Below are 12,161 nucleotides of genomic sequence, written 5' to 3' on the forward strand. Positions count from 1 at the left end.
ATGGAAAAGCACAAACGCCGCTCACTTTTGGCGAAAGTCCTGACACCGGCTGTTGCCGGTCTTACCCTGCTGTCCCTCGCCGCCTGTGGGGCCCCAAGCACTGCTAGCGGTGCCGCCGGCGCCTCGGAAGGCAAGACGTCCATCAAGGTGGTCGTGGCGCCCATCCAGTTCGAAACGGCGTACATCGCCAAGGAAAAGGGCTTCTTCGATGAAGCCGGCCTGAGCGTCGAAATCGTCCCCGGTGCCGATCCCTCGGCCAACCTGGCCCAGACCGTCAGCGGGCAGGCGGACATCACCACGGCATCCTGGGGCGTCATGACCACAGCCACGGCGAAGGGCATGCCGGTGAAGGTGATCTCCGGAAACGGCGTCGTTGATCCCAACGTCGACAATTCCGGAATACTGATCCCCAAGGACAGCGGCATCAAGACCGTCGCTGATCTGAAGGGCAAGAACGTGGCCGTCGTCGGCGTGAACACCGGTGGCGACATCCCGATGCTCCAGGCGGCAGCAGCGGCAGGAATCGACCCCAAGTCGATTACGGAAATCGCCGTTCCCTACGCGGGCATGCAGGCAGCTCTGGAGCAGGGAACGGTTGATGCAGCGTTCGCGGCGGATACCTTCTACCACCAACTCGTCGACGCGGGCTTCAAGAGCATCGCCAGCCCGGTGCGCGAATTCCAGGGCAACATGCCCGTCACCGTCTGGGCTGCCACCGACGCGTGGCTCAAAAGCAACCCCGGTACGGCCAAGAAGTTCAATGACGCAATGGCCAAGGCAGCTAAGTTCTACGCGGACCCGGCAAACGTCAAGGCGATCGTGGACATCACCGCACGGATCAAGCAGGTGGACGCCGCGAAGGTCAATCCCAAGTCCTACGTGCCGGTTAATACTTCCATCAACCTGGTGACCGGACAGGCCGGCATCGACGCCATGAAAGAGCTCGGGTTCGTCAGTAAGCCGTTGACCGCCGAGGCCATGCTCTGGGCCGACGCGCCGCGCTTCACCAAGTAACGCTGCACGGGCTCAGGAACATGACGGAGAGATCGATATGAAGACAAGCACAAAGTCGCCGGACTGGGGTTTGACCACCCAGCGGCTGTTGGCAGTGGCTGCACTCCTGGCCATCTGGCAGGTAATCATCTGGAGCGGCACGCTTCCTTCGATGACGCCAGGAGTCGCCGCCCTTGCGTCCTCCATCGGCGCGTCGCTGGCCTCGGCAACGTTCTGGTCAGCGTTGGCGCAGACCATGACCGCAGCCGTCAGCGGTTGGCTAATCGCAGTGGCAGTTGGAACGGTACTCGGCCTGCTGATCGGCTCCGTCCGCGCGCTGGACCGCTCGACGTCGATCCTGATCGACTTCGGGCGTTCCTTCCCGGTGCTGGCGCTGATGCCGGTGGTCATCATGCTCCTGGGTGCCACAGCCCAGATGGAGACCGTCGTCGTCGCCCTGTCCTGCCTCTGGCCCGTGCTGGTGCAGACAATCTATGGCGCCCGGCGCATGGAATCTGCGGTGGTGGATACAGTGCGGATCTTCCAGATTCCCGCGTTGCTCCGGTTCCGCCGGGTCCTGCTCCCGAGCGCCACCCCCTTCATTGCCACCGGAATCCGGATCTCGGCCTCGATCTCCATCCTCGTGGCCGTCGGCGTCGAGGTGCTCAGTCAGACGCCGGGAATCGGCCGGCAGATCACCCTGGCCCAGCAGGCACAGCGATGGGATTCGGCGTTCGCATACCTCTTCTTCGCCGGGTTGGTGGGTTGGAGTATCGCCAGCCTGCTCAACTTCGCCGAGGGCCGGATCCTCAAATGGAACAGGCAGAACAATGACTGATACAGCCCTTCGTTCGGCACCAAAGCCGGAAACTGAGGCCAGGGCAAGGAGACCGGAAGCGGAGCGCGTGCGCAGCCGTCCCGCCCAGATGGCCCTGAACGTACTGCAACGGGCGTGGCTGATCGTCGTCGTGTTCGCCATTTGGTGGATCGCGTCGGCGGACAGCACCAACGTTTTCATCCCTTCCCTCGAGTCGATCCTGACCAGCCTGGGCCGGGACCTCTTCAACGGCGTGATCGCCGAGGGAGCCGCCTACAGCCTGGGGAACCTTGCTGCCGGCCTCCTGATCGCGGTGGCCGTCGGAATTATCGGGGGACTGATCCTCGGTGAGACGAAACGGCTGCGGGAAATTGTGGATCCGGTCATCCACTTCTTCCGGTCCGTTCCCCAGGCCGCGCTGGTTCCGCTGATCATCGGCGCGTTCGGAATCGGACAGGGGCCCAAGATCTACACGATCGCGTTTGCCTGCATGTGGCCGGTGCTGCTGAACACCATTGACGGTGTTCTGGGCGTCGAACCGACCATCCGGAAGTTCTCCAGGGTCTACCGGATCCCGCGCGGGCTGCATTTCCGCAAGGTGGTCCTCCCGGCCGCGCTGCCGCAGATCGTGGCCGGCGTCCGCGTGGCGCTTCCGATCGGAATCACGGTCATGGTGGTGAGCGAACTTTTCGCCGCCAACAAGGGCCTGGGTTTTTATATCCTCAATTCCTCCGCGACCTTCATGGTGCCCGAGACGTGGGCGGGCGCGCTGCTCGTTGGCGTCATCGGATACATCCTTTCCCTCCTGTTCGTCGTCCTTGAACGCAGGATCCTGAGCTGGTACTTCAAGTCAGGCGCAAAATGACACCCCCGATCCAACAGAAAATTGAAGGAGCTTCCATGGCCATTCAGGCAGCGCCCGAAGAGGTGCAGGTGGCGACGAAGCCGCTGCTCCAGGTCCAAGGGCTGACGATGAGTTACGGCTTCGGTGACTCCGAGAACAAGATCCTGAACGATCTGAACCTCGATGTAAACGACGGGGAATTCGTCTCCATCGTCGGTCCGTCCGGCGTCGGCAAGACCACCCTGCTGCGGTGCCTCTCGGGCCTGATCCAACCCCGGAGCGGCACCGTGAGCGTCGGCGGGGAAGTCATCAACGGCCCCCACCGGGACCTTGCCGTGGTCTTCCAGGACTACAGCCGCTCGCTCATGCCCTGGATGACCACACTGGAGAATGTTGCCTTTCCATTGCAAGGCCGCGGCGTGGGCAAAAAAGAACGGAATGAAACCGCGGAGAAGAACCTTGCGGCCGTGGGCCTGGCGGGCCAGGGCCACAAGTATCCGTGGGAAATGTCGGGGGGCATGCAGCAGCGCGTGGCCATCGCCCGGGCCCTGGCCTATAACGCCAAGGTCCTGCTGATGGACGAACCGTTCGCCTCAGTGGACGCCCAGACCAGGTTCGACCTCGAGGACCTCGTGATCGACCTCCAGGCGACCCTGGGCGTAACCATCATCCTGGTCACGCACGACATCGATGAAGCGCTGTACCTGGCGGACAAGGTGATCGTCTTGGCGGAGAAGCCCGCCACCGTGGTGGACGTGATCGAGACCGGCTTCGGTGACCACCGCGACCAGGTCGAGACCAAGGCGGACCCCCGCTTTGCGGAGGCACGGGCACGCATCCTGCACCGCCTGCGGGACCACTAGGCCCGACGCGGCCCAACTGACAAAGCCCTCCGGGTTCCCTTACTGGGATCCCGGAGGGCTTTCTGCGCCTGCGCCTGGGGCTGGGCTCCCGGGCTAGTACAGCTAGGCGGCTAGGCTTTGGCCTTCTCGCGGACGCTCTCGGCGGTGCCCTCCTCGATCGCGGACTTCAGGATGGCGTGCAGCGTCGTCTCGTAGTGGTTCCGGATGAGCCGGGAGGCAAGCTCGGCATTCCTGTCCAAAGCCGCGGCGAGGATTTCCCGGTGCTCCTGGGCGATGTCGCGGCCCGTGGCGCGGGTGGCGTGGCCCGCCCAGCGGCCGTACAGCTGGGACAGGTCGGACAGTGTCGAAGCGAGGTCGATCAGCACAGGGACACCGCAGGCCTCGAGTAGCTTGGCATGGAAGGCCTGGTGGGCGTGGTTCCAGGCATCCGTCAGCTCGCCGCTCTCGTCGCGGTAAAGGGTCCGCTCCAGCGTGTGGTGGGCTGCGATCAGCTCGGATTCCCACGCCAGATCTCCGCGCTGGACCGCCAGTCCGATCCCGAACTCCTCCGAGACACAGCGCAGTTCGTTGATGTCCTTGATCTCGGCCAGCGAGAGCGTCGGCACGAAGAAGCCACGGTTCGGCTTGAGGGTCACCAGACGGTCCCCCACGAGACGCGTCAGCGCCTCACGGATGACCGTACTGCTGGTCTTGTAATGCTTAGTGAGCGCAACCAGCTGGAGCTTGTCTCCTGCGGCCCAGCGGCCGGCCAGAATGTCATCCCGGAGCGAGTCCCGGATCTGGGTGCTGAGGGTCTCAGATTCGATACTTTTCGACATGTGCATTATTCTACCCGCCGCAGGATAATGTTTTCTTTATTGACTTATGCAATATCGATACTAGACTTGAAGCAGCCCCACGGAGAGACCTCAAGCACAGCAGGTGTCAGGGCGCGGTGGCACGAGACTCCCGCAACGCCGTCGTTGGGGAAAGGCCTCCATGTGCAGGCCGTGCCATCGAAGCCCCCGTAAAGATTCCGTCACCACCAAGGAGAACCGCCGTGACCAACTCCACCACCGAAGCAGTCCAAGCCCGCGAGGAGTGCTCTGTCGACGACCTCTACTGGAGGGACCGGTACGAGCCCATCACGGAAGACGACCAGTTCCTGCGCCAGGTCGTCGACACCTCCGACCTTCCGGCGCTGATGGTGGCGCTTGCGGCAGTAACGGGAGACTTCTCCATCCTGCGCGAGGACCTGCGTCCCCCACAGCCGCCGGCGGAGATCGTCGGCAAGCCGCACGGCGGCATGAGCCCGGAACAGCAGGCACAGGCCCGCGGACTCGCATTCGAGGCGCTTAAGCGGGTGCGCGAGGAGCAGCTGACCAGCGTCGGGATGCTGACCGAGGCTCAGGCCGATGACATCGTGACCTGGATCACCAACGCGGCCAACCCCGAGTACCACCCCATGCTGATGCATGACATGGCCCTGGTGGAGGGCAAGAGCGGCAAGCCGACGTGGGACTTCGATGAGATCGCCGTGGGGCGGGACTTCAGCGTGGCCGTCATCGGTTCCGGGGTCTCCGGCATGGCGGCTGCCTACCGGCTGAAACAGGCCGGGATTCCCTACACCGTGTTCGAGAAGGGGCACACCGTCGGGGGCACCTGGTGGAAGAACACCTACCCGGGTGTGCGCCTCGATACACCGAACTACGCCTACAGTTTCTCCTTCGCCCAGCGTGACGACTGGCCCCAGCAGTTCTCGCAGGGATCGGAGATCTTCGAATACACCCGGCAGGTCGCCGAGCGTGGCGGCATCCTAGGTGAGATCGAGTTCAACACCGAGGTCACTTCCGCCAGCTACGACCAGGCCACAGGACTGTGGAACGTGGACATCATCGACGCCGCCGGCCAGCCGGTCAGCCGGCAGTTCAATGCCGTGCTCTCCGCCGTCGGTCAGCTGGACCGCCCCAAGTACCCGGACGTTCCGGGACGCGAGGACTTTGCCGGCATCCAGATGCACTCGGCCGAGTGGGACAACAGCGTCGACGTGACCGGCAAGCGCGTGGCCGTCATCGGCACCGGCGCCAGCGCCTACCAGATTGTCCCTGCGATCGTGGACCAGGTCTCATCGCTGACCGTCTTCCAGCGCAGCTCACCCTGGATGCTGCCCACCCAGGGCTACTACGCGGACATGCCTGACTCGGTCCAGTGGCTGGTCCGCAAGCTCCCGCACTACGGACAGTGGCTGCGGTTCTGGCAGCACTGGCTCGGCGTCGAAGGCCGGCAGCACACCACCGTGGCGGAACCGGGCTGGGACAAGCCTGGCAGTGTGTCCGCCGTCAACGCGAAGTGGCGCCAAGGGCTGACCGACATTCTGGCCAAGCAGTACCAGGACCGCCCGGACCTGATCGCCAAGGTCACCCCGGACTACATCGTGGGCGGCAAGCGCATGCTCCGGGACAACGGCGTCTGGGCCGAGTCGCTGAAGAAGCCGCAGTCCGCGCTGGTCACCGAGGGCATCGAACGCATGACCCCGGCGGGCATCGTCACCAAGGACGGGGTGCTCCACGAGGTGGACATCATCGTCTACGCCACAGGCTTCCAGGCCTCGCAGTTCCTTGAGCCACTGAAGATCACCGGCCTCAACGGCACCGACCTGCATGACTACTGGGGCGGCGATGCCAAGGCTTTCGCCGGCCTCACAGTTCCGAACTTCCCGAACCTGTTCATCATCACCGGCCCCAACACCGGCCACGTGGTTAACGGCAGCCTGTACTCGATGATCGAATACGGCGTCGAATACATCCTCGAGTCGCTGCGTCTCATCATTGAAAACGACCTCAAGGCCCTGGATCTGAAGCAGGAAGTCCTTGACGCGTTCGTCGCGGGCCTCGATGCGGCCAACGCCACCAAGGCCTGGGGCCATCCCAGCGTGCACACCTGGTACAAGAACAAGTTCGGCCGTGTCTCCCAGATCTGGCCCCACCCGGTACTGGACTTCTGGAAGATCACCCGCACCGTGAACCTCGACGACTACAACCAGCTGGCATGAGCGCCGCTGCAACGGAACCGCTGGCGGGGCTCCGCGCCGGGGAGGCCTTGTACGTCGCGGAAACGGACGACGGCGTCGTCTGCGTCCGCGGCGTCCGGTACGGCGAGCGGCTGGATCCCTCAGACCGCTTCTCCGCGCTGGGTGATCCGTCACCCGAGCGGCCTCAGGCCCCTGCGACGGTGTTCCCGCAGGGTCCAGGATCCCTGGACTGGTTGCTCGGCCCCGCACTGTCCCGGATGCCGCAGAGCGAGGATTCCTTCCTGCTGGACATCTGGGCGCCTGAAGGTGCGAAGGACCTCCCGGTCCTGGTCTTCCTGCCCGGGGGAGCCTTCATCAGCGGCGCCGGGAATGTCCGCTGGTACGACGGCGCCCGGCTCGCCCAGGAGGGCGGCGCCGTCGTGGTCACCGTCAACTACCGGCTGGGTGCGCTCGGACTGCTCGACGGCGCCGGCGGCACTGCGGACCTTGGTCCGCGCAACCTTGCCGCCGGGGACATCCTGCAGGCGTTGACATGGATTCACCGGAACATCGCCGCGTTCGGCGGCAATCCCTCGGCCACCACCCTGGCGGGGCATTCGGCAGGGGCGTGGTACGCCTACGTGCTCAGTTTCGCCGAGCAGGCGCGCGGACTGTTCAGCCGGACCGCCCTGTTCAGCCTGCCCTGGCAGCCTCCTTTGAATGCCGCGGAGTTCGACGAGCGGTCCAAGATTTTCGCCGCCGCCCTCGGCGCCGTGGACGGTGTGGGGGACGGTTCGCCGGAATCCGCGGCTACAGCCGGGGAGATCCTGGCCGCCCAGGCGGCGGTGTCCAAAGCCTATGCGGGCAGGGGACTGGGCCTGATGCCGGCCGCCGACGGGGAGCTGGTTCCGTCATGGGCCATGGACTTCGAGGCCGCGGCGGCCGCAATGCATGTGGACGCGCTGCTGTTGAGCAGCACCGATGATGAAGCCGCCGCGTTCCTGTACGCCCTGCCCGTCCAGGCCGTCGGACCGGAACAGCTTGCCGGCTTCGTCGGTGCGCACTTCGAAGCCGCCGCCGAGGCACTGTCTTTCATTGAGGAACGGCATCCCGGGGCGACGAACCACGCGAAGCTGGTGGAGGCCATGAGCCTGCACCAGTTCCGGCTAGCCGCCACCGAGCTTGCAGGCCAGGCGGACCGGGCCGGAATCCCGGCCACGCTGCTGCGGTTCTCCGTGCGCAGCAGGCTCGACGGCGCCGGCGCCCCGCACTGCTTCGAACTTCCGTTCCTCTTCGGGAACCGCGCGGACTGGCAGGATGCGCCGATGCTCGAGGGGTTCCCCGGGGACGTCTTCGACTCGGTGTCGGACCGCGTGCGAGCGCTGCTGCTCGGCTTCGTCGCCGACGGCGTGGCGCGGACGCCCGAAGGCCACGCCGTGCCGTCTTTCGATCCGAGGAGCCCGGCACTGTATGCGGTGACCGAAACCGGCGGTGAGGCGGCCGGCGTCGAGCCTGAACTGCGGCCACGGCGCTAAGTCCGCCGCAACTGCCGGAAACAGCAACTGCCGGAAACACCAGTGGAGCCGTCCGAAAGGGCGGCTCCACTGGTGTTAAGGGGTCTGTGCGGATCCGAGGGACTCAGAAGTGGGTGATCACCGAGCGGGCCACTGAACCACCGCGCAGCAGGTCGTAACCCTCATTGATCTGGTCCAGCGAGATATGCCGGGAGACCAGTTCATCCAGCTTGAAGCGGCCCTGCAAGTACAGTTCCGCGTACATGGGGATGTCGATCTTGAGGTTGGTGGAGCCCATGGCCACGCCACGGATGCCCTTCTGCTTGCCCATCAGGTCGCCGAAGGGAGTCACTTCCAGGCGAGTTTCGGGTTTCTGGACACCGATCAGGAACGCGGTGCCGCCGATGTCCAGCATCGCGACGGCGTCCATCGCTGTCTGTTTCAGGCCGATCACCTCGAAGGCGCAGGTGACTCCGCCGCCGGAGAGGTCCTTGACGGCCTGCACGGAGTCCCCGTCCCCGGCATTGACGATGTCCGTGGCACCGAAGACCTTGGCGAGTTCGAGCTTGCCCGGCTGCAGATCGATTGCGATGATCCTGCGCGCGCCGGCCAGGGCGGCACCCTGGATGACGTTGAGGCCCACCCCTCCGCAACCGATGACGGCAACTGTATCTCCGGGACGGATGCGCGCCGAATTGATGGCCGCCCCGGCCCCGGTCACCACCCCACAGCCCAGCAGGGCGGCGCGGTCGAACGGGATGTCCCTGCTGACAGAGACCACCGTATTCTCGTGGACGAGCACCTGCTCGGCGAAACCACCGACGCCGATGAACTGAGTCAGTGCGTCGCCGTTGCGGCTCAGCCGCGGGCCCTGGCCTGGGGTCCGCTGGGTTTCCTGTGGATGGCGGCACTGGTAGGGCCGGCCGGTCAGGCATCCCCGGCAATGGCCGCAGCTGTGGATCGGCGAGGACACCACGTGGTCGCCGACGCGGAACTCCGTGACGTCCGGGCCTACTTCGGCCACCACCCCGGCGATCTCGTGGCCGAGCAATGCGGGCACGGGGAATCCCACGTTGGTCTCGGCCACATGCATATCGCTATGGCACAAGCCGCTGGCGCGGACGTCGATAAGCACCTCACGGCCCATCGGATCGGCGATGTCGATGTCCTGGACTTGGAACGGCTGACCTACGCCGTCGAGCACTGCTGCTTTCATGACCGTTTGTTCCCCTCAATGAATGAGCCGGGATGACCGGCATGGACGTGACTCAGGCCACAAATATAAATATAGTGGGTAGTGAAGTGCAAAATAACCAGATTATCGATTATTAGTCGCATTTTAACGGGCGCAGTCCACGCACATCACGTAAGTGCATCACCACGCAAGCTCGCCACCAGACAAGGGAGTCAACGATGAAAGCTGCAGTCATCAACGAAATTAACGGCCGTTTTGATGTGGAAGAGATCAGCATCGGGGATCCGGTGGGCCGCGAGGTCCTCGTGGAGGTCAAGGCTGCCGGCTTGTGCCATTCGGATCTGCTCGTCGCCTCGATCGACCGCGGGCGCCCGCTTCCCATGGTTGTTGGACATGAAATGGCCGGCATCGTTGCCGCCGTCGGTCCTGACGTCCGGGACCTCGCCGTCGGGGACCACGTGGTTGGCTCCGAAGTGAAGTTCTGCGGGCATTGCGAGGAATGCCTGGCCGGCCACAGCTACCGCTGTGTCAATCCCGGCGAGGTCTCCCGGCCGCTCGCTGCCGGGTCCAAGCTGCGCAGGGGCGGCGGGGATGTGCACGCCTTTGGCGTCGCCGCCTTTGCCGAGTACACCATCTGCCACGCCAACACCCTGGTGCGGATCCCCAAGGAACTGCCCTTCCCCCAGGCTGCCGTGCTCAGCTGTGCGGCCATCACCGGTGTGGGGGCGGCACTTAATACGGCGAAGGTCCAGCCCGGCGACACTGTTGCCGTCATCGGGCTGGGCGGCATCGGCCTCAATATCCTGTCCGGCGCCAGGATCGCCGGGGCCACCACCATCATCGGCGTCGATGTGCATCCGGCCAAGCTCGAACTGGCCGCCCGCTTCGGCGCCACCCACGTGGTGAACTCCAGCGAAGAGGATGCTGTGGCGAAGGTGCGGGGGATCAGTGGCCGCGGGGTGCATCACTCCTTCGAGGCAATCGGACTGGGGGTAACCCAGGCCCAGGCCATCGAGATGACCCGTGTGGGCGGCGGCGCCTACTTCATCGGCATCCCGCAGGGCGCGCCCCTGGAGGTGGACGTGCTGCGCTCACTCATCGCCTCGCAGCGGCGAATCCAGGGCGTCTACATGGGATCGAGCAACATCCGCCGGGACATTCCGATGTACGCCGAGCTCTACCTGCAGGGTCGCCTGAACCTCGATGACCTGGTGGCCCAGGAAATTCCGCTCGAGGGGATCAATGACGCCTACCGCCTGCAGGAGTCCGGTGCGATCGCCCGCAGCGTCATCACGTCGTTCTGACCGGAGCGGGCCAGCAGGGCATTGCCAAGTTCACCCTTTTTATATAAAATCAATCAAAGAATGCATTTTCATCTCACAATGTTGTGAAAGTTCCCAGGTGCCAGCACTGGTGCCAGCCAAGAAGGAGTTCAAAGTGACAGCACGCACCGGAGCAGAGTACAAGCGGGGCCTGGATGACGGCCGCGAGGTATGGCTGGGCTCGGAACGCATCTCGGTCCTGGAACACCCGGCCTTCAAGGGTTCCGTCGAAGGCATGGCCGGCTACTTCGACTACCAGCACAAGTACGCGGCGGACTGCCTGACCACCCATCCGGAGACCGGCGAGGCCATGAATGTGAGCCTCTCGCTGCCCAGGAGCGCGGAGGACATCGCACTCCGGCATCGCGCTTTCGACCGCCTGGCCCGGTACTCCAACGGCATGCTGGGCCGCACGCCGGACTACGTCAATGTGGTCCTGGCCGGGCATGTGTCCCGCAAGGACATCTTCGACCGCTCCGGGGATCCGGTGTACCACCAGCGGCTGGCGGCCTACCACCGCGAAGTGATCGAAAAGGACCTCGCGCTGACCCACACCATCGTGCATGCCGCGATCGACAAGAGCGTCGGCGAACTGCAGGGCATGAACGAGGAACTCACCCTGCGCGTGGTGGAGCGGACCGAGCAGGGCCTGATCGTCAAGGGCGCCAAGATGCTCGCCACCCTCGGGCCGATCGCCGATGAGCTGTACGTCTACCCCGCAGTACCCATCCAGAAGGGCTTCGAGGAGTACGCCATTTCCTTTGCCATACCGGTGGCCACGCCGGGCGTCGTCGCCGTCTGCCGGGACCACTACGGCGTGGACGCCGATGTAGCGGACAAGCCGTTCTCTGCCCGATTCGACGAGCAGGACGCCGTCATCATCTTCGACGACGTCCTGGTGCCCTGGGACCGCGTGTTCATCGACGGTAACCTGGACGTCTACAACTCCATCAACGCCGGCACCGCGTCAGGCAACACGCAGCAGCAGACGGCCATCCGCGCCGCCGTGAAGCTGGAGTTCGCCTACGACCTGTGCACGCAGATCGCCAAGGTGACCGGCACCGAGAACAAGCCCGACGTCGGCGCGATGCTCGGCGAGATCTACACTTACCTGCGCCTCACCCGCGCGGCCATCCACTCCGCGGAAATGCGGGCCTCGGACTGGGGCGGCGGAGCGTTCTTCTGCCATGACGACATCAGCTCGCTGCGGGCCATCATGCCCGGCTGGATGATCCGGATCAACGAAATCATCAAATCCATGGGCTCGCACAACCTGCTGGCAACCCCCACGGGCGGTGCCTTCAACGATCCGCGCCTGGGCCCGCTGCTGAAGAAGTACCTGCCCGGCGCGAACGGCATCAGCGCCCAGGAACGCGCCCGCATCATGCGCACCGCCTGGGACTTCGCCGGCTCGGCACTGGGCAGCCGGATCGAGCTCTACGAACGTTTCTATCTTGGCAGCATCGGCCGCGCCCGCGCCCTGGACCACCGCAAGGCCCAGGCCGCCGGGGAGACCGGCGCCTACCAGGCGATGTTCGAGGAAATCGACGGCATCCCCGCTGCGGACGACGGCTTTCCTGCCGCGTCCGCCAGTGACCGGATCGCCGTTGGGGCGCGGGGCTAG

The 12,161-nt window shown here is 64.8% G+C and carries 10 protein-coding genes; 8 read left to right on the top strand and 2 right to left on the bottom strand.

The genetic code is table 11. From position 1 onward, the window contains the following. Genes AC1D14_RS11460 through AC1D14_RS11475 form a run of 4 tightly spaced genes read left to right on the top strand, consistent with a single transcriptional unit; the run spans position 1 to position 3,517 of the window. A complete protein-coding gene (locus AC1D14_RS11460) occupies positions 1-1,014 on the top strand; it encodes an ABC transporter substrate-binding protein (protein ID WP_476875884.1) in 1,014 nt (337 codons plus the stop codon). Positions 1,015-1,051: 37 nt separating this feature from the next. Further along, positions 1,052-1,831 (top strand): ABC transporter permease, encoded by a 780-nt coding sequence (locus tag AC1D14_RS11465; RefSeq protein WP_476881679.1) that lies wholly within the window; start codon positions 1,052-1,054, stop codon positions 1,829-1,831. Continuing rightward, positions 1,824-2,675 (top strand): ABC transporter permease, encoded by an 852-nt coding sequence (locus tag AC1D14_RS11470; protein ID WP_476968512.1) that lies wholly within the window; start codon positions 1,824-1,826, stop codon positions 2,673-2,675. Before AC1D14_RS11465 ends, AC1D14_RS11470 begins: the two co-directional genes overlap by 8 nt. Before the next feature lie 35 nt (positions 2,676-2,710). Next, on the top strand, positions 2,711-3,517 hold the full coding sequence (locus tag AC1D14_RS11475) for an ABC transporter ATP-binding protein (RefSeq protein ID WP_476968513.1): 807 nt from the start codon (positions 2,711-2,713) through the stop codon (positions 3,515-3,517). A 110-nt stretch (positions 3,518-3,627) separates the two neighbouring features. Here the strand turns inward: AC1D14_RS11475 and AC1D14_RS11480 are convergent, their stop codons facing one another. Next, positions 3,628-4,335 carry a GntR family transcriptional regulator gene (locus AC1D14_RS11480; protein ID WP_230117400.1) on the bottom strand — a complete coding sequence of 236 codons (708 nt, stop codon included), beginning with the start codon at positions 4,333-4,335 and terminating at the stop codon, positions 3,628-3,630. 221 nt (positions 4,336-4,556) lie between these two features. On the opposite strand from AC1D14_RS11480, the gene AC1D14_RS11485 reads away from it, so the two are divergent. Next, the gene (locus AC1D14_RS11485) at positions 4,557-6,548 is read left to right on the top strand and encodes a flavin-containing monooxygenase (protein ID WP_476881683.1); all 1,992 of its coding nucleotides are present in this window, start codon (positions 4,557-4,559) and stop codon (positions 6,546-6,548) included. Continuing rightward, on the top strand, positions 6,545-8,041 hold the full coding sequence (locus AC1D14_RS11490) for a carboxylesterase family protein (RefSeq protein WP_230117398.1): 1,497 nt from the start codon (positions 6,545-6,547) through the stop codon (positions 8,039-8,041). Before AC1D14_RS11485 ends, AC1D14_RS11490 begins: the two co-directional genes overlap by 4 nt. Positions 8,042-8,144: 103 nt before the next feature. Here the strand turns inward: AC1D14_RS11490 and AC1D14_RS11495 are convergent, their stop codons facing one another. After that, positions 8,145-9,236 (bottom strand): Zn-dependent alcohol dehydrogenase, encoded by a 1,092-nt coding sequence (locus tag AC1D14_RS11495; protein WP_476968514.1) that lies wholly within the window; start codon positions 9,234-9,236, stop codon positions 8,145-8,147. A gap of 197 nt (positions 9,237-9,433) precedes the next feature. On the opposite strand from AC1D14_RS11495, the gene AC1D14_RS11500 reads away from it, so the two are divergent. After that, positions 9,434-10,519 (top strand): zinc-binding dehydrogenase, encoded by a 1,086-nt coding sequence (locus tag AC1D14_RS11500; RefSeq protein WP_476968515.1) that lies wholly within the window; start codon positions 9,434-9,436, stop codon positions 10,517-10,519. Between the two features lie 133 nt (positions 10,520-10,652). After that, complete coding sequence (locus AC1D14_RS11505; RefSeq protein ID WP_476968516.1) at positions 10,653-12,161, top strand: 4-hydroxyphenylacetate 3-hydroxylase N-terminal domain-containing protein; 1,509 nt, start codon at positions 10,653-10,655, stop codon at positions 12,159-12,161.

Source organism: Arthrobacter sp. P1_B11, from assembly GCF_056406715.1.

What these genes read in the sequence shown, in the direction of transcription:
- AC1D14_RS11460 (WP_476875884.1), top strand. Translation starts at nt 1, where the DNA reads ATGGAAAAGCACAAACGCCGCTCACTTTTGGCGAAAGTCCTGACACCG.
- AC1D14_RS11465 (WP_476881679.1), top strand. Translation starts at nt 1,052, where the DNA reads ATGAAGACAAGCACAAAGTCGCCGGACTGGGGTTTGACCACCCAGCGG.
- AC1D14_RS11470 (WP_476968512.1), top strand. Translation starts at nt 1,824, where the DNA reads ATGACTGATACAGCCCTTCGTTCGGCACCAAAGCCGGAAACTGAGGCC.
- AC1D14_RS11475 (WP_476968513.1), top strand. Translation starts at nt 2,711, where the DNA reads ATGGCCATTCAGGCAGCGCCCGAAGAGGTGCAGGTGGCGACGAAGCCG.
- AC1D14_RS11480 (WP_230117400.1), bottom strand. Translation starts at nt 4,335, where the DNA reads ATGTCGAAAAGTATCGAATCTGAGACCCTCAGCACCCAGATCCGGGAC.
- AC1D14_RS11490 (WP_230117398.1), top strand. Translation starts at nt 6,545, where the DNA reads ATGAGCGCCGCTGCAACGGAACCGCTGGCGGGGCTCCGCGCCGGGGAG.
- AC1D14_RS11495 (WP_476968514.1), bottom strand. Translation starts at nt 9,236, where the DNA reads ATGAAAGCAGCAGTGCTCGACGGCGTAGGTCAGCCGTTCCAAGTCCAG.
- AC1D14_RS11500 (WP_476968515.1), top strand. Translation starts at nt 9,434, where the DNA reads ATGAAAGCTGCAGTCATCAACGAAATTAACGGCCGTTTTGATGTGGAA.